The organism is Acinetobacter sp. FB, from assembly GCF_056033405.1.
On record NZ_CM148502.1, the window covers coordinates 1,075,512 to 1,093,301 of the forward strand.

Genomic DNA, 17,790 nt, shown 5'->3' on the forward strand with positions numbered 1-17,790 from the left:
GTTCAAAATAAAAACAGCTTATTAATACAAATAAGCTGTTTTTAAATAAAACTTAGTAATTAAGCGTAAATATCTAAAAAGTTTTTAAAAATTTGATGACCATGTTCGCTCAAAATAGATTCGGGATGGAACTGAACACCTTCAATAGGAAGTGTTTTATGTTTCACGCCCATAATTTCTTCAATTGTGCCATCTGTTTGGTTCGTCCAGCACGTCACCTCTAGACATTCTGGCAACGTTTCTTGCTCAATTACCAATGAGTGGTAACGTGTAGCAGCAAACGGGGAAGGTAAGTGACTAAAAATTCCTTTGTCACTGTGATGCATATCAGATAAACGACCATGCATAACCGTTTTAGCGCGGATAATCTTGCCACCAAATGCCTGTCCAATCGCTTGATGTCCAAGACAGACACCCAATAAAGGAATTTTACCCGCAAAATGGTTAATTGCAGGAATAGAAATTCCTGCTTCACTTGGTGAGCAAGGGCCTGGGCCTATAACCAAGTATTTTGGCTGCCATCGTTCAATGTCCTCTAATGTCACTTGATCATTACGAACGACTTTTACTTCCTGATTCAACTCGCCAAAATACTGGACGATGTTGTAAGTAAATGAGTCATAGTTGTCGATCATTAGAAGCATGACTTTATAACCTTTTGAAAAATAATTGCTTTATTGAACTGTTAATGTGATTACTCTATTCTAAAGTTATATTTCTTTAGGATTTATTGAAGCTTAAAGGAATATGTTGAAAATAGAGAAGAATAATCATAACAAAAACAAATGATCAATGTTGAATATTTCAATTACCCGATGTTTAGTTGGTTTTGATTAATTATGATAGAAATCGTGTTTAAAAATCAGAATAAACTTCATAAATTTAAAGGTTTGAATAAAAATATACAAAGTGAACCAAAAGTCTAAATGAATTGATTGGAATGAAGTTCAAAAGAATGATATAAAAAGCGAATTTATGCTAACTCATGATAGTGTAAATTGCACTACATTAGTTCTCTGTTATATGTTTTGCACCACTTTGGTTCGTTATGTCTATTTTGGGGACGAGCTGAGATCGGAATGTTTAAATATGGTGCATTTGTGAAAGCAAACATTATAGTGGACATAGGACATGGAGCTTAAAGCATTTTTTCTGCAAAGAATTTCAATGTTTTAGGTATGCTTTAAAATTGTTGGTATGATAATTGCTAATTATATATCAACAACTAACACGCACTTAACAAGTGCATAAAAATTTCATTGGAGCAAATGAGCATGGCGAACAAGGTCCTTCAACTCATCAAAGAAAGTGGCGCAAAATGGGTCGATTTTCGCTTTACTGATACTAAGGGTAAAGAGCAACACGTAACTTACCCAGCTGACACAATTGATGAAGATACATTTGAAGACGGTAAAATGTTTGATGGTTCTTCAATCGCTGGTTGGAAAGGCATTGAAGCTTCTGACATGATCTTACGTCCAGATGCTGAAACAGGTTTTCTTGACCCGTTCTTTGCTGAGCCAACAGTTGTTGTAACTTGTGACGTAATCGAGCCATCTACTGGTCAAGGTTACGAGCGTGACCCACGTTCGATTGCTCGTCGTGCTGAAGAATATTTAAAATCTACTGGTATCGGTGATACTGCATTCTTTGGTCCAGAACCAGAATTCTTCGTTTTTGACGAAGTTAAATGGGACATCGATATGTCTGGCGCACGCCACACATTGATCGCTGAAGAAGCTGCATGGTCTACTGGTAAAGACTATGAAGCTGGTAACTCTGGTCATCGTCCACGTGTTAAAGGTGGTTATTTCCCAGTTCCTCCAGTTGACTCTCATCAAGACATGCGTGCTGAAATGTGTGCACGTATCGAAGACATCATGGGCCCTGGTCGTGTAGAAGTACATCACCACGAAGTTGCTTCTTGCCAATTAGAAATTGGTGTGAGCTTCAACACTATGGTTCGTAAAGCGGACGAAGTTCAGCAGTTCAAATATGCAGTTTGGAACGTTGCTCATCAATATGGCAAAACAGCGACATTTATGCCTAAGCCAATGGTAGGTGATAACGGTTCTGGTATGCACGTTCATATGTCTATCTCTAAAGATGGCAAGAACTTGTTTGCTGGTGATGAATATGCTGGTTTATCTGAAATGGCATTGTTCTTCATTGGTGGTATCATCAAGCACGCTCGTGCATTGAATGCAATCACGAACCCAGGTACAAACTCTTATAAGCGTTTAGTTCCACACTACGAAGCTCCGATTATGCTTGCTTACTCAGCACGTAACCGTTCTGCTTCTATCCGTATTCCTTACGTTTCTAGCCCTAAAGGCAAGCGTATCGAAGCACGTTTCCCAGATCCATTAATGAACCCATACTTAGGTTTTGCTGCATTGTTAATGGCTGGTCTTGATGGCATCCAGAACAAGATCCATCCAGGTGAAGCTGCTGATAAGAACTTGTATGACCTTCCTCCTGAAGAAGAAGCAAAAATCCCAACAGTTGCTCATAACTTAGAAATGGCAATTGCTGCACTTGAAGCGGATCACGAGTTCTTATTAAAAGGTGGTGTATTCACTAAAGAAATGCTTGATGCATATATCGAACTTAAAACTGAAGATGTACGTCGTCTTAATACGACTACTCACCCAGTTGAATTTGATATGTACTACAGCCTGTAATACATTAGATTCTGAAAAAGCTCGCTTCGGCGAGCTTTTTTTATGTTTTTGATTCAATTGAAAGTCATACGCTTTTTCCAAAGAAATTCATGTAAACTAGTTGCGATGTTTTTAGTGAGCCAAGCATGCGAAATTTACGACCAAACAGAATTAAGGGGCGAGAGATCCCAGCTGAATTAAAAAAATGGTTGTATGCATCTGGTTCTCTCACTCAGCAATTGACTGATTTGGGGGAGGGGGCATTTCATGTCGAGCGACTCAATGAACAGTTTCAACGACTCACTTTTAACGATAGCCAATGGATGCAAATGCCAGCACACCATATTGCATGGGTACGTGAAACGAATCTATATGGTAATCAGGCGCAGGCTTGGGTGAAAGCAAAAAGTATTTTTCCAATTTTAAGCTTACACAAGAAAGCTCGATTATTTCGGCATATCCGTAATAAGCCAATCGGTTGGTTTTTATTTCAACGAACTAATCCAGCTTGTGAAAGAAGGGTTATTTATCTAGAAGAAGGTTGGACTAGACAAAGTTGTTATACTTGGCATGGTTGTAAATTTATCGTGCAAGAGACTTTTCTCCCAGCATTTGAGCAGTTTATTCAACAGCATTGACTCTAAGGATTCATCATGGAAACAGTGCAACATACGACTTGGCGACAACGTTTAGAAGCCTATTATTATTTATGCCGCTTTGATAAGCCAATTGGTACTGAGTTGGTTTTTTGGCCGACTATGTGGGCTTTGTGGATTGCTGCAAAAGGGACACCAGATCTTAAGATATTATTGCTTATGATTTTGGGTGTTATTTTTATGCGTGCAGCAGGCTGTGCGATCAATGATTTTGCTGACCGTAAAGTTGATGCGCATGTTGAACGTACAAAAACACGCCCTTTAGCTACAGGTATAATTCGTGCTCGCGAGGCTGTTTTTGTATTTTTAGCTTTAGTTACTGCAAGTGCTATGTTGCTATTTTTCCTGCCGATCGAAACCTTTTATTGGTCATTTGGTGCATTATTTTTAGCGTTTATTTATCCTTTTATGAAGCGCTTTACCAATTTACCACAAGTGTTTTTAGGTGCTGCTTTTTCATGGTCAATTCCGATGGCATACACTGCGGTTGGGCAAACGCCAGATTTAACCTGTTGGCTTTTATATTTCGGTAATTTGGCTTGGACAGTCGCTTATGATACACAATATGCAATTACTGATCGTGAATATGATTTGAAAATTGGTGTGAAATCTACCGCAATTTTATTTGGTAATTACGATATACCGATAATTGGTTTATTACAGTTGATTAGCTTGTTATTAATTGGTTCGGCTTTGTATCTGGAGCATCTTTTTATACCATTTGGAATGATTGCATTACTTGTTGTTGCATGGGATTTTGTTTATCAGGCATATAAAACTAAAGATCGAGAACCACAGATTTGTTTCTGGGCATTCCGTCACAATCGTTGGGTAGGAATGATAATTTTTCTGGGAATCTTTTTAGAATTAATGTTTTAAAATGACTTATTAGTTGAAAAGTGTCCTATACAGGGCATTTTTTTTGTGCATTAATAAAGCAGCATGTAGTTTCATGCTCAAAAAACAAAGACAAAAGGATATTTTATGAAACGGTCAAAAATTGCTTTAGCAATGACATTCTCTATTTCAGCATTATTTTTAACTGCATGTAATGATAATAATGATGATTACACTGGAGTAGATTCGAGTAAAACCTATTTGTATGAAAGCAATTATGCGATTGATACGGTTAATAATGCTGCTTCGATTAAAGTAATGACGTATAACATGGCAAATGTTCAGGGTCGAACGGCAACTGCAACAGCGATGGTATTGTTCCCTAAAGTTGCTAAACCTGCAGATGGTTATCGTGTAGTCGTATGGGAACATGGAACTGTTGGGGTGGGTGATGGTTGTGCACCTAGTAAAAATGCGATTAATCCTCGCTTTAAAATTCTTGCTGATACCTTATTAGCAGCTGGATATGTGGTAATTGCACCTGATTATGAAGGGTTGGGTACTGCAGGTGTTCATCCATACCTTAATTTAAGTAGTGAAGCTAAATCCGCATTGGCTGCAGTGAAGGCTGTAAAAGACCATTATGGAAATCAGTTGAAAGGTGATTGGATGTCAATTGGTCAATCACAAGGCGGACATGCATCACTGGGCACTGCTGAATTTGCGAATTCAGATATAAGTTATAAAGGGGCTGTAGCAGGTGCTCCTGCATCAAGCTTGGGTACGATTATTCAGATTTATATTGACCCACAGTTTAATCTTGATGCCAATGGGAGACCTAAGTCTTTAAGTAAGTTGGATGAAGCCTTGCAACAAGTACGTTATGCAATAGCGAATAATATACTCACGCCAGCTCAAGGTCAGGCAAAAATTGATGAAATTGCCGATGGTTATGCTGAATTATTGGCGTATGCGGCTTTGGCTAGTGCAGGAATCAAGGCACAGCAGCCAAACTATGATTTTAAACAAATTTTTACGTCAGGTGCTGCTGATATCGCTGAATTAGCATATGGTCGTACGGGCGATGATGGTGCATGCTTGAGTTATCCAGCCCCAGATAGTGCTAATGGATTACAGGAGAAATTTAAAGCGGGAATTTTAGCTTTCTTAGCAGACCCTACACATCAAATCACACAGTTTGGTATTGATCTAACTAAATTTAAAGAAGATGTTGTGGTGCAAAATTTCTTAGCGGCGACTCAGCCTGCAACCAATGCGACTAAAGAAAAAGTAATTAAGACACCTGTCTTACTTATTCAGGGAGAAAAAGATCAAGCGGTATTGCCAGCAGTTACGCAACTGTTAGTTAAGAATATGAAAGACAATGCTTTAAAATTCTTCCCACAAGCAGCTTATGATGAAAATTATTTATTAGATATCGTACCGAATGCAACGCATACGCAGGCGATCATTTGTAGAAATGCAAAAGCAGTGGAGTTTATTCAAAAATATATGTCAGCAGGTACGGGTATTGTGCTGACTGATGCTCAAAAAGATGCGAGTCAAAACGCTCAGTGTACAGGTAAGTTTTAAGCTTTTATTTAGATCATAGCTTTCAAAAAAGAGTCTCTTCATAGAGGCTCTTTTTTGTTATATTGTTACATTAAGATGAGTTGTGTTATTGAAATCTGGATCATTTATGAGTCAACAATCTACTGAAAAGAAGTCAGTACCTTGGTTATTAATGGGTTTGGGGTTACTCATCCCGATCTTTATTGTAGGAATGGCTTTCCTAGCTGCAAAAAGTGATGCAGAAACCAAGAAAAAATATGATCAACAACATGCAGAAATTGCAAAGAAATTTGAAAAGCAGAAAAATGCTGAATCAGCAATTCAGTCTGAATAATCCTTAATTAAGAAATTTGATTTATCGAATGTCCATCTGTAATTGTTTTACAGATGGAATTTGAGTGTAGCGATGCACTTTGTACCCTGCCTCTAGAAGCATTTGATCGCGTTTTTTGTCTTCTAATTCTTTTCCAATATGACTTGGATCATCAAGTTCGATGATTGCCAATACATTCATTTCTTGGTCTAAGATCACGAAATCAGTCACTTTGCGATTGAATTGACTACGAATTTTATAATGGTCGCTGGTAATTAAAGCACTGAAAGCGACTTGTGTAAGGATGTGATTGTTAGGAAATGCCTGTTGTAGCCTCGTGAACATCTTTGATTCAAATGTGGTAATGACAGGGCGAGCAAAAAACTTCTGCTGGGGTAGAAAAGAACGTAGGCAACTAATTAAAAGTAATACTGTGCTAATCAAGCCAATAAGCAAGAAGATAATCTGATTAGATGCAAACATATTTATTATCAATACATGAATAAAAAACCCACTCAATAAGAGTGGGTTTTTAGAATCTTGGCTCTCCCACCTGGGCTCGAACCAGGGACCTGCGGATTAACAGTCCGTCGCTCTACCGACTGAGCTATGGGAGAATCTGGATAGGCATTCTATGCATGAATAGAGGTGTGGTCAAGAGCTGAATAATAAAAAAATTAAATATTGATTTGATTGTACTTTTTATCAGCATTTTTATAAATTTAATGGATAGGATACTTTGTTTTTAGTAGGAGCTAGGATGAATTTCGATCAATAAAAAAGCCTATATCATATTGGATATAGGCTTCTTTGAATTTGGCTCTCCCACCTGGGCTCGAACCAGGGACCTGCGGATTAACAGTCCGTCGCTCTACCGACTGAGCTATGGGAGAATCTGAATGCCATTATAGGCAGCTTTTAAAATCGGTCAAGCTAAAAGTGTCATGTTTCTTTCATTTTTTCACTGTATGCTTTTTATTTGCACAATTAGGGCGAAATCGGAAAAATAACTTGAACTTTGATCAGGCTGTTGTTAGATTCGAAACAGAAAAGTGTTTAGATTTTTATCTAGACCGTGTGGATTTAACCCAACTTGCCAGCACTAAAATGGCTAAATCGGAGGTCAAAATGACTATTCTTAGCATTCAATCTATTTTTTCAAATTTATCTTTTTATCAAGATCATTATCTTGAAATCATTGAAGATCCTCAGCAGTATTACACATCAGTTGAAAACTGCTTTTTGAATACATTTCCATTTAAGCAACAAGCTTTATTTCTAGGCGATTTATTGCAACTTTGGTTTGGTGATAAATGGAAAATCCAAAATGCAAAAAATTTATTGACGCAGAAAAATGTATTAACGGTGAATGAGCATTTACCTTTGTACTTATTTCAGCTCGGTGGTGAGCTTATTTTGGGTGCAAATACTGCACTGGCTTGGTCAGTTGCAGAAAATAAAATTGTAGCTGTGCAAGTGAAGAGTATTTGGCAATATGCTGTTTTTAGTCACTTATGCTCACGACCAAAAAACTTTCATGAAAATAAAGCGATTGCATGAAGTCATAGTAAACACAAATCTACAGCATAAAATTAAGGGGCGTATATATGTCACTGTATAATTTTTTAATATTATCGCCCTTATTTTTGTATCAATCTAAATCAAGCTGATGTGTATGAAGTCAAAGAAATAGATTATTTTTGAAGTATCTTATGAACATAAAATTATGTTGCAGAAATTATTAAATTTAATCTTTGTTTTATTCTATTCTAAAATTAATTGATAACAATTTTGAATAAAAGGTAAATTTATAATGAAAGGACAATGTGTTTGTGGTGAAACCACATTTGAAGTTGAATTAAGCAATCATGACGTACATGCCTGTCATTGCTCAATTTGTCGTCGACAGACCAGTGGTGTGATTATGACGATTGATGTGAAACAGGGCAGCTTAAAATTTTTAAAACAAGACCATCTCTCTATCTATAATTCATCGGCTTGGGGCGAGCGGGGCTTCTGTAATGCTTGTGGCACAAATTTATTTTGGCGGACTAAAGATCAGAATTATTGCAATATTAATGCTTTTGCATTGAATGAGTCACCTCAAGATTTGAATTTTGATTTGGAAATCTATATTGATAGTAAGCCTGAGTTTTATGCGTTTCAAAATGCAACGAAGAAGATGACTGAAGCTGATGTGGTTGCTTTATTTAATGCAGAATCAAAAGAATAAATTTTTAGCTGATTTATAAAGACAAAAAAAGAAGCTTCATTAAGAAGCTTCTTTTTATCGCAACTCAGATTATTGAGCGGCTTTTTCTGCTGCAATCGAAGCAATTGCGGCATCAACACCATCAATTGAGTCTGCTGCTTTTTTAATACGTGCCAAAGCATCAACTAATACATCATCAGCAGTTGCATAAGAAATACGCATAAAGCCACCTAAACCAAAAGCGTCGCCTGGTACAACAGCTACACCAGTTTCTTCAAGCAACCATTCAGAGAATTCTGTGCAAGATTTTAAACCTTTGGCACGAATTAATGGACGGATATTGGCATAGGCATAGAATGCGCCATCAGCAGGTAGGCAAGAAATACCGTTGATTTCATTTAAGCCATTTACCACAAGGTCATGACGGCGTTTAAATGCTTCAATCATTGGTTTTAATACATCTTGAGGACCGTTCAATGCCGCTTCTGCTGCAACTTGAGAAATTGAAGTTGGGTTAGATGTCGATTGAGATTGAATATTTTTCATCGCACCAATGAGTTTTGCTGGACCAGCAGCATAACCAATACGCCAACCTGTCATTGCATACGCTTTTGATACGCCGTTAAGGACAATTGTACGATCATATAAGTCAGGTGCAATTGTTGCGATGTTATAGAACTCATCTTCCCAACGAATTGGTTCGTACATGTCGTCAGAAGCAATTAATACTTGTGGATGACGACGAAGTACCTCAGCCAAAGCTTCTAATTCAGCTTTGGTATAAATCATACCTGTTGGGTTAGACGGGCTGTTTAATACAAGTAAACGTGTATTTGGTGTAATAGCAGCTTCCAATTGTTCTGGTGTGATTTTGAAGCGTTGTTCTTCACCACATTTCACAATAACAGGCGTACCTTCAGCAATAATTACCATATCTGGGTAGCTTACCCAGAATGGTGCAGGAATGATTACTTCATCACCCTTGTTTAACAAAGCAAGTGCCAAGTTAAAGAAACTTTGTTTACCACCACAAGATACTAAAATCTGATTAGGTTGGTAGTCTAAGTTATTATCACGTTTTAATTTTGCGATAATTGCTTTTTTTAAACTTGGAGTACCGTCTACAGCTGTATATTTTGTAAAGCCTTTATTAATCGCTTCAATAGCAGCATCTTTGATATGTTGAGGGGTATCAAAGTCTGGTTCGCCTGCACCTAAACCAATCACGTTTTTACCAGCAGCTTTAAGCTCAGCAGCTTTGTTGGTTACTGCAAGTGTAGGGGACGGTTTGATGGCATTGACACGATCAGAGAGACGTACGTCCACGGCATTATTCCTTCTTATGGGATTAGAAAATAAAAAAGCAGCTCATTTTAGCTTAAATCGATTTATTTGTGGCTGAAACTTACCTTGATTGAATAAAAAGTTACCAAATTATAGGTTTAGGTCGTACAGTACTTTTTTACATATTTTATTTTTAGCAAAATAATAAAAATCTATTACAATGGGCGCTAGAAATTTAAATTTCGAGAGAATTTCAATGACTGCGCAACAACCTAAAGCCAAGAAAGCTTTAGTCAAATTACCTTTCCCTATGCCATCTACTCAGGATGACTCTGAGGATGCTACGCATAATCAGGTGCGACCAAAACCTGAGCAATATGCAGATCGTACTTGGATGCCACCACGTGGTACTCGTCGTTCGATGGGTAAACGCTAATTTAAATAAAAAACAGGCAATATGCCTGTTTTTTTATTTCTTTGGCATTTCTTCATAATATTTTTTTTTCATTTGATACATGTGATGATCTGCGCGTTTTAGCATATCTTCGACTTGCTCATTTTCTTTTGTTGTGGCGTGCCCAATCGCAATAATAATAGGATGACTTGAGTAATATTGATTATCTATATTAAAAAGTTCCTGAATAGTTTGCAGCATCATCAATACATTCGCTTCATCGGCACCCGGCATTAAAATCACAAACTCGTCGCCACCGATTCGAGAAGCTGTATAAGCCGTATTTGTAATTGCTTGATTTAAGACATGACCTACACGACGTAATAAACCATCACCAATATCGTGACCAAGTTGATCATTAGTTTCTTTTAAACCATTCATGTCTAAAAAAATTGAAGAAACAGGGCGGATAATGCTGCGATTTAAACGATTAAGCTCCTCAGTAAAGAAAGCACGATTATAAAGCTTGGTTAGTACATCATGCTGACCTAAATATTCGAGATAATTTTCAGCTTTCTTTCTTGCAGTAATATCTGTAAGAGCCACCTGTACCAATCCCCAAGTTTCTTCATACCCTGGGAATACGGTAAATTGCAGTAAGACATTTCTAATTTGTCCATCTAATGCATAGTTGATAGCTTCACGTTTGTGGTGAATATTTCCTTGCCATAGTTCAATTAGTTGTTCTCTAAATGTTTCCACCATCTCTTCGGCAAAAATTTTATGGGTATTTTTTAGTAAAGTCTCTTTGTCTGGGGCTTTAAATAAAGCGAGAGTCGCCTGATTGACATCTAAAATTAAAATATCTTCTATACATTGACGAACAAATTCAGGATGTACATCTAAAAAAGTCCTAAAGTCTTCAATACCTAATAGCCTAAGCTGATCAATTCTGTTTTTAATACGGCTAAAATCTTCAACCCAAAGAGAGGTGGGAGAGTAGATAAACATAGATTCAGCTAAGCGACGATTTTTTTCTTCCTGACGTAGTGCATTTTGATAAGGAGTAATATCTTCGGTAGTAATTAATACCCGTTCAAAACTAGATTCAGAACCAGGTAAAATGGCTCCTCTTAACTGAACATCAATACGTTTGCCTGATAAGGTGTAATTCACGGTAGTGCTTGAAAAATGGGTTTTACCATTCCACAATGCCTCAAGTTCATAAATATGGGATTCAAACATTTCTTTTTTAAAAATAAGATTTAAGTTGGCACATAACTCTTCTTGGTTTTTTGCTTCAAAAAGTTCTAAAGTTTTTTGATTAACACGAATAATTTTAATTTTATGAGCACATTCGGTAACTAAGTGTTTATTTAGATTTAAAAATTCATGGAGGTTTTCAATTCCTTGCTTTCTCCATAAATCAAATTGTTGTTTAACTTCACTGAAGTCTTCAATCCACATTGGAATTGGAGTTAAGTCAAAAATTGAAGAATCTAAAGTTTCCATACGTTTCTTTTAAGTATTCAGTTTGCCTTAAAGTATAATGAGAAAAATTAAGATTTGGAAAATAATCAATTTAAATTTATTGGAATAATAATATTAACTATAAGCAAAACAAAAAAATGAGAAAGCAGAATTTATCTGCTTCACTCATAAAATATCATAATAAATTAACGGTTTATAGGATGCTGTATTTCCAGTTCACCACGCCAGAGTTTCATAAAGTCATATTCATCAATATCATAGAGTTCCATTAAGGCAATAATCACACTGACGAAAATCATGGCACCTTCAGAGTTGTTCTGAAAATTGAAAATCTTTCCATTCAGTTTTCCCAAAATGTCACTGATTTCATGCTCACGTCCACGCCCATAGCGATCACGCGGATAAAGTTCTTCATTAAGTACAATTAACGCGATGGCTTTTTCTGACGGGCTTAGTTTTGTTTGTTCTAAAGCTTCCTCAAAAGATTCATATCCATGATTAAAATAAAAAATGACTTCATCGCAAATGAAACTATGAACCATTTGTGCAGTTAGATCTGGAAATTGCGAAACAGCATCATCCTCGATGTAAGGTCGAAAAGATTCTGGAAAAATCACATTCGAATGAATTCCTTTGAATAAAGGTGCAATCTCAGAGACTTTATATCCTGCGATACCACAGCCCAATGCAGTTAAAAAATATTTCACTTTGGGATGATTTTTTGCATAAATTTTAAAATCATCGACATAATGCTCAATTTGAGAAAGTGGCATTTGCTGGATATGTTCATTTAATGTTGGAATAGCAAAACTTTGCCCAGCCCAACCTCGTCCGACACCGTTAACTGCTGCGAAATGTTGTGCCGCGACACGTGCTGCGCCACTATCATGTATGCCAGCTAAATTACTACCAAAAACAAATACGGTATCTTCAGGAAGTTCAGTGACAATAGTTTCATCGTGATATTGATAAGACATATTTTTTATCATTCAAATGTATATTGATCTCATGTTGCAACCGATTGAATAAGGGGTCAATAGTGCTTTAGATTTTTCTTATCGTTATTTCTTGATGCTACTTTTATTCCTCTTGATTACACGAGCGATTTTATTGTAGATGGAACTTAAATGGATAGAGAGCGCATTGATTTAGCTATGAGCTTGTAAATTAGAGCATTAAATCAAAAGAGATTTGATTTCGACCATTGGTTTTTGCTTGATAGAGTAAATCATCTGCACGTTGTAATGCATATTCAATATCATACACATTATGAATATGGGTTAGACCATAACTTGCTGTCATTTTAATTTGATAATTCGTAAAAGTTGTCTGTTCTAGCAATGTCTTATAATGTTCGATGCGCATCAGGGCAGTAGCAGCATTTTCTGCGATGAATAAACAAATAAACTCTTCACCACCAAAACGAGCGATAAGATCTTCGGCTTGTTTATCTTTCAGCATCATTTGGCTAACACCATGTAAAATCTGATCGCCAATATAATGTCCCCAAGTATCATTAATGCTTTTAAAATGATCCAGATCGAGACTCACGAGAAAATATGATTGTGAGGTAAATGACAAGGATGCAGTTTTTTCAAAAAAACCACGACGATTGAGTAGATGGGTCAAAGGATCATGTAAGCGATCGTTATTCAGATGATAAACGACATCTTTAATTGCGCAGCCACTTAATACAATGGCAAACAGGATATTTAAAATAATATTGATAGACATCCCTAATAACCACCAATTAGAGGAGGTTAATGCAATGTGATTGTGATCAATATTATCTAAAAAAAAGAAATTTATTGTGGCTCTAACAAATGAGTAGAGAACGTTAATAAAATAGAAAATGAACACCCAACGATCGAAAGAGCGGCTGTTAGAGAGTTGACGGAATAAATCAGGAAAAACCAATACGCCAATACTTCCTAAAGCAATATTGAGAATCACTAGGCGCAGCCATATTTGTGGCGCTATATAGGAATAATAGGTCAGGGCGAGCAAGGCAGAGAAAAAAATTAAAAAAGCAATTCTATGCTGAAAGGTGGTGTTTAGTTTTAAACTAATTGCATAAGCACCAATCCAACTGCCTAATAAATATAAAACGGATGTAAATGGTGCTGCTAAGGTAAGTTGAGGATTTGACATTAAACATTGAGCAAACAATGCAATAGAGGGAATGGTATATGCCAATCCAATCCATAATAAAAAAATATCAGCCTTAAAAAAAAGACGGCAGCAAGTAAATGCCAAACCAATAAAAAACAGGCAACTGGGGACAATTAATATAAAATATTGCGCATTGAGTGAATTCACAGCAATTTTTCTAAATTCTTGATATTTTTGAAAGGTGTAGATTAATGTGCTTTTATATATGAATTCAACACACTTAATCGAAAATATCAAAATAATTGAGTAAAAACTCTAGCTTACTCATATTTTTTTATTAATTGGTAAATAATTTATATGTATTTACGATTGGCATAATATTTTATAGTGAAATACATAAAAGTGATTGTAAATTGAGTCAATTGCCTCCATCAATAAGGCATCGATTGAAAAGGGTATTCTTGTGAGCGAAAACCAACCTTTTGAGTTAGTCACCAATTATCAACCTGCTGGTGATCAACCACAAGCGATTAAGAAGTTAGTTAATGGCATTGAGCATGGTCTTCGTAATCAGTTACTACTTGGAGTAACGGGTTCTGGTAAAACCTATACCATGGCGAATGTGATTGCACAAACACAGCGTCCAACGATTGTCATGGCGCACAACAAAACGCTTGCTGCACAGCTTTATGGTGAGTTCAAAGCTTTTTTCCCGAATAATGCAGTTGAGTATTTCGTCAGTTATTACGATTACTATCAACCAGAAGCCTATGTGCCATCATCCGATACCTTTATCGAAAAAGACTCAGCAATCAACGACCACATTGACCAAATGCGTCTTTCTGCAACGCGTGCTTTATTAGAGCGTCGTGATGCCATTATTGTCGCTTCAGTTTCTGCGATTTATGGTTTGGGTGATCCGAATGCCTATATGCAAATGCTGTTGCATATTGTGCAAGGCGATCGCGTCAGCCGTGATGAGATCATTCGCCGTTTGGTGGAAATGCAATATACTCGTAATGAATTGGAGTTCTTGCGTGGTACTTATCGTATTCGTGGAGAAATTATTGATATTTTCCCTGCTGAGTCGGATAAAGATGCGATTAGAGTGGAGTTATTTGATGATGAGGTTGATTCGATCCGCTGGTTTGACCCATTGACAGGAAAACTAGTGCGTAAAGTACCACGTGTGACGATTTATCCGAAAAGTCATTATGTTACGCCAAAAGATCATTTAACTCGTGCGATTGATACCATTAAAGATGAATTAAAAGACCAGCTTAAATTTTTCAAGGATCATGACAAATTACTGGAAGCACAACGTATCGAACAGCGTACTCGCTACGATTTAGAGATGATGCAACAGTTGGGTTATACCAATGGCATTGAAAACTATTCACGTCATCTTTCAGGTCGAGGGGCAGGCGAAGCGCCACCGACTTTATTTGATTATATCCCTGAAGATGCCTTGTTGATCATTGATGAATCGCATGTGACTGTTCCTCAAATTGGTGCAATGTATAAAGGTGACCGTTCACGTAAAGAAAATTTGGTGAATTATGGTTTCCGCTTACCAAGTGCTTTGGATAACCGTCCAATGAAATTTGAAGAGTGGGAGCGAATTGTTCCAACGACCGTTTTTGTGAGTGCAACGCCTGCACATTACGAATTGGAAAAGTCAGAGCAAATCGTTGAGCAGGTAGTTCGTCCAACAGGTTTGATTGATCCTGAAATTGAAGTACGTCCAGTATTAACTCAAGTCGATGATGTACTTTCTGAAATCAATATTCGTAAACAACTGAATGAACGTGTGCTTGTGACAACTTTGACTAAACGTATGGCTGAGGATTTAACTTCATATCTTAAAGAATATGGCGTTAAAGTGGCCTATCTGCACTCGGATATTGATACGGTTGAACGTGTGAAAATTATTCACGAGCTACGTACTGGTGTACATGATGTATTGGTCGGGATTAACTTGCTGCGTGAAGGTCTGGATATGCCAGAAGTGTCTTTGGTTGCAATCTTAGATGCGGATAAAGAAGGCTTCCTGCGTTCAGAGCGTTCATTGATTCAAACCATTGGTCGTGCAGCACGTAATGTGAAAGGTAAAGCGATTTTATATGCCGATCGTATTACAGATTCAATGCGTAATGCGATGGATGAAACAGATCGTCGTCGTAACAAACAAATTGAATTTAATGAATTACATGGCATTACCCCACGTAGTGCTGTGCGCCAAGCAATTAAAGAAATCGATACTGGTGAAGTACTTAGTGATGATGAAATCGATGAAAAACTGCTTGAGCAAGCGCAGAGTATCAGTGCTGACGAACAGCATCTTTTATCGGATCCAAAGCTGTTTGCCAAGCATATTACCAAGCTTGAAAAAGAGATGTTAAAAGCTTCAAAAGAGCTTCAGTTTGAGCAGGCAGCAAGATTGCGAGATGAGATTGTTCGTCTCAAAGCCCATATGTTGCAATCCTAATCTAGCAGAAAAATCCTCAGGAGGGATACATATCGCAACAATCTTTGTTTATAAAATAGGCTATGTTGAAAAGCTAAATATATGACTATTGATAACAAATTTCTGTTTTGAGGATTTCCCATGCCGCTGATTAAGAATTTCCCTAAAGCGAGTTGGCGTTTAACAAAAATTGCAATTGGTGGAGTGGTCTTAACTGGACTGGCTGTAGGAACGATTGCTTATGCACAATCAAAGTCTTTACCTACAGTTGAAAAAGTAGAGCTCGATAAATATTTAGGTGTTTGGTATGAAGTTGCTCGTAAGCCAATGTTCTTTGAGCGTAAATGTGCTTATAACGTGACAGCAACTTATACGTTAAACGAAAATGGCAATATTGTTGTTGATAACAAATGTTATGACGGTGAAGGTATTTTACAACGCAGTTTAGGTGAGGCGTTTGTTGCGAATGCGCCTTTTAACACCAAATTAAGAGTGAGCTTTTTACCTGAAGGCGTGCGTTGGATTCCTGTTGCACGCGGAGATTACTGGGTTTTAAAGCTTGATGAAGATTATCAAACAGTATTGGTTGGAGAGCCGAGCCGTAAATATTTATGGGTGCTTTCTAGAACGCCTAATCCGAAGAAAGAAACAGTTCATGAATATTTAAATTATGCTAAATCCTTGGGGTATGACATCGGTGACGTGATTTACCCAGAACATCGTTAAATCAGCTATACTTATTTAAAACCATGCTTGCATGGTTTTTTTATTTTTATATAGTGGATAATTCACGTTTTAAGATACATCCCAAATGCTTCTGAGGTCAAAATGTTAAAAGGCATCGCTTATTCAGTTTTGGCTTCTGTCACCTTTGGGATTCTGTATTTTTATACTCAATTACTGGGTGCGTTAGATAGTGAACAAACTTTTGGGTGGCGAATTATTGCCACAATTCCATTTTTGACTTTATTTATGTGGTTTAGTGGTGACTTGACGCATATCAAAACTATATTTAATCGAATCATAGCAAAGCCTACTTTATTAGTGTTTCTAATGATCACTTCCGTATTGACCTCAGCACAATTATGGTTATTTTTATGGGGGCCAATTCACGGAAGAGGTCTACAAGTTTCTTTGGGTTATTTCCTTTTGCCTTTGGTGTTGGTCCTTGCTGGTAGTTTTCTCTATGGAGAGCGATTATCTAAATTTCAATATGTTGCTGTGCTGTTGGCTGGATTTGGTGTAGCACATGAAATTTGGCGCTTAGGTACAATAGCTTGGGAAACTGCTTTTGTTGCTTTAGGTTATGCAGCCTACTTTATTCTTCGTAAAAAAATTCAAACGGACCACTTAGGTGGTTTTTGGTGGGATTTATTCTTGATCCTGCCAATTGCGATTTTCTTTACTCAGACAGGTGAAACTCCATATTTAAAGTTTTTAGAGCATCCTAGTTTGGGAGTTGTCGTTCTAGGTTTAGGTTTGTTGAGTGCGATTGGCCTAGGAAGTTATATTTTAGCAAGTCGCTATTTACCCTTAATTATTTTTGGTTTACTGGGGTATTTGGAGCCTGTTTTATTGGCATTCGCGTCGTTGGTGCTTGGTGAAAAAATCAGCTCAGGTGAATGGTTAACTTATATTCCAATTTGGTTGGCAGTATTGGTATTGGTAATTGAAGGAGCATGGCATCTGTATCAACAACGACAGCGTAAGCAGCATTTACATCTAAATGTGAAACAATATTCAAAGCGAATCAATTTTGATGATCAAAGTTAAAGTTTAGGAATTGATT

General features: G+C 37.0%; 17 protein-coding genes and 2 tRNA genes. 11 read left to right on the forward strand and 8 right to left on the reverse strand.

Annotated elements, in window-relative coordinates:
* Positions 1-59: 59 nt before the first annotated feature.
* Positions 60-644 (reverse strand): anthranilate synthase component II, encoded by a 585-nt coding sequence (locus AC0JIQ_RS04970; RefSeq protein WP_474202818.1) that lies wholly within the window; start codon positions 642-644, stop codon positions 60-62.
* A 624-nt stretch (positions 645-1,268) separates the two neighbouring features.
* Here AC0JIQ_RS04970 and glnA point away from each other — a divergent pair.
* From glnA to AC0JIQ_RS04995, 5 genes are all read left to right on the forward strand, one after another.
* The gene (gene glnA, locus AC0JIQ_RS04975) at positions 1,269-2,684 is read left to right on the forward strand and encodes a type I glutamate--ammonia ligase (protein ID WP_171062418.1); all 1,416 of its coding nucleotides are present in this window, start codon (positions 1,269-1,271) and stop codon (positions 2,682-2,684) included.
* A 125-nt stretch (positions 2,685-2,809) separates the two neighbouring features.
* Positions 2,810-3,301, forward strand: a complete 492-nt coding sequence (locus AC0JIQ_RS04980) for a chorismate--pyruvate lyase family protein (protein WP_004663105.1) — start codon at positions 2,810-2,812, stop codon at positions 3,299-3,301.
* Positions 3,302-3,316: 15 nt separating this feature from the next.
* Positions 3,317-4,198, forward strand: a complete 882-nt coding sequence (ubiA, locus tag AC0JIQ_RS04985; protein ID WP_346509781.1) for a 4-hydroxybenzoate octaprenyltransferase — start codon at positions 3,317-3,319, stop codon at positions 4,196-4,198.
* Positions 4,199-4,303: 105 nt separating this feature from the next.
* Entirely contained in the window at positions 4,304-5,749 is a 1,446-nt protein-coding gene (locus tag AC0JIQ_RS04990) for an alpha/beta hydrolase (RefSeq protein ID WP_474202819.1), read from the forward strand.
* 106 nt (positions 5,750-5,855) lie between these two features.
* Positions 5,856-6,062 carry a hypothetical protein gene (locus AC0JIQ_RS04995; RefSeq protein WP_087543867.1) on the forward strand — a complete coding sequence of 69 codons (207 nt, stop codon included), beginning with the start codon at positions 5,856-5,858 and terminating at the stop codon, positions 6,060-6,062.
* 21 nt (positions 6,063-6,083) lie between these two features.
* On the opposite strand, the gene AC0JIQ_RS05000 is transcribed toward AC0JIQ_RS04995, so the two are convergent.
* The 3 genes from AC0JIQ_RS05000 to AC0JIQ_RS05010 form a co-directional block, all read right to left on the reverse strand.
* The gene (locus AC0JIQ_RS05000) at positions 6,084-6,524 is read right to left on the reverse strand and encodes a DUF2726 domain-containing protein (RefSeq protein WP_005217459.1); all 441 of its coding nucleotides are present in this window, start codon (positions 6,522-6,524) and stop codon (positions 6,084-6,086) included.
* A gap of 58 nt (positions 6,525-6,582) precedes the next feature.
* A tRNA-Asn gene (locus AC0JIQ_RS05005) sits at positions 6,583-6,658 on the reverse strand.
* Between the two features lie 200 nt (positions 6,659-6,858).
* Positions 6,859-6,934: transfer RNA gene (locus AC0JIQ_RS05010), tRNA-Asn, on the reverse strand.
* 235 nt (positions 6,935-7,169) lie between these two features.
* On the opposite strand from AC0JIQ_RS05010, the gene AC0JIQ_RS05015 reads away from it, so the two are divergent.
* Both AC0JIQ_RS05015 and AC0JIQ_RS05020 read left to right on the forward strand, forming a co-directional pair.
* Positions 7,170-7,601, forward strand: a complete 432-nt coding sequence (locus tag AC0JIQ_RS05015) for a hypothetical protein (RefSeq protein ID WP_474202820.1) — start codon at positions 7,170-7,172, stop codon at positions 7,599-7,601.
* Positions 7,602-7,854: 253 nt separating this feature from the next.
* A complete protein-coding gene (locus AC0JIQ_RS05020; protein ID WP_474202821.1) occupies positions 7,855-8,274 on the forward strand; it encodes a GFA family protein in 420 nt (139 codons plus the stop codon).
* 69 nt (positions 8,275-8,343) lie between these two features.
* On the opposite strand, the gene AC0JIQ_RS05025 is transcribed toward AC0JIQ_RS05020, so the two are convergent.
* Positions 8,344-9,579 (reverse strand): pyridoxal phosphate-dependent aminotransferase, encoded by a 1,236-nt coding sequence (locus tag AC0JIQ_RS05025; RefSeq protein ID WP_005157664.1) that lies wholly within the window; start codon positions 9,577-9,579, stop codon positions 8,344-8,346.
* Positions 9,580-9,793: 214 nt separating this feature from the next.
* Between AC0JIQ_RS05025 and AC0JIQ_RS05030 the strand changes: the two genes are divergently transcribed.
* On the forward strand, positions 9,794-9,973 hold the full coding sequence (locus tag AC0JIQ_RS05030; RefSeq protein WP_005217453.1) for a hypothetical protein: 180 nt from the start codon (positions 9,794-9,796) through the stop codon (positions 9,971-9,973).
* Between the two features lie 33 nt (positions 9,974-10,006).
* On the opposite strand, the gene AC0JIQ_RS05035 is transcribed toward AC0JIQ_RS05030, so the two are convergent.
* The 3 genes from AC0JIQ_RS05035 to AC0JIQ_RS05045 all read right to left on the reverse strand — a co-directional run bounded on the left by AC0JIQ_RS05035 (position 10,007) and on the right by AC0JIQ_RS05045 (position 13,741).
* Positions 10,007-11,443, reverse strand: a complete 1,437-nt coding sequence (locus AC0JIQ_RS05035; RefSeq protein WP_474202822.1) for a sensor domain-containing diguanylate cyclase — start codon at positions 11,441-11,443, stop codon at positions 10,007-10,009.
* A gap of 164 nt (positions 11,444-11,607) precedes the next feature.
* Positions 11,608-12,399, reverse strand: coding sequence for an A1S_2505 family phage non-structural protein (locus tag AC0JIQ_RS05040; RefSeq protein ID WP_241339892.1), 792 nt, complete (start codon positions 12,397-12,399; stop codon positions 11,608-11,610).
* 190 nt (positions 12,400-12,589) lie between these two features.
* Entirely contained in the window at positions 12,590-13,741 is a 1,152-nt protein-coding gene (locus AC0JIQ_RS05045) for a GGDEF domain-containing protein (RefSeq protein ID WP_346509794.1), read from the reverse strand.
* 256 nt (positions 13,742-13,997) lie between these two features.
* Here AC0JIQ_RS05045 and uvrB point away from each other — a divergent pair, with 256 nt between their 5' ends.
* The 3 genes from uvrB to rarD all read left to right on the forward strand — a co-directional run bounded on the left by uvrB (position 13,998) and on the right by rarD (position 17,774).
* Positions 13,998-16,022: an excinuclease ABC subunit UvrB gene (uvrB, locus tag AC0JIQ_RS05050; protein ID WP_474202823.1), complete on the forward strand. Its 2,025-nt coding sequence runs from the start codon at positions 13,998-14,000 to the stop codon at positions 16,020-16,022.
* A 120-nt stretch (positions 16,023-16,142) separates the two neighbouring features.
* Positions 16,143-16,727, forward strand: a complete 585-nt coding sequence (locus AC0JIQ_RS05055) for a lipocalin family protein (RefSeq protein ID WP_474202824.1) — start codon at positions 16,143-16,145, stop codon at positions 16,725-16,727.
* Positions 16,728-16,829: 102 nt separating this feature from the next.
* Positions 16,830-17,774 (forward strand): EamA family transporter RarD, encoded by a 945-nt coding sequence (rarD, locus tag AC0JIQ_RS05060; RefSeq protein ID WP_474202825.1) that lies wholly within the window; start codon positions 16,830-16,832, stop codon positions 17,772-17,774.
* The last annotated feature ends 16 nt before the right edge of the window (positions 17,775-17,790 follow it).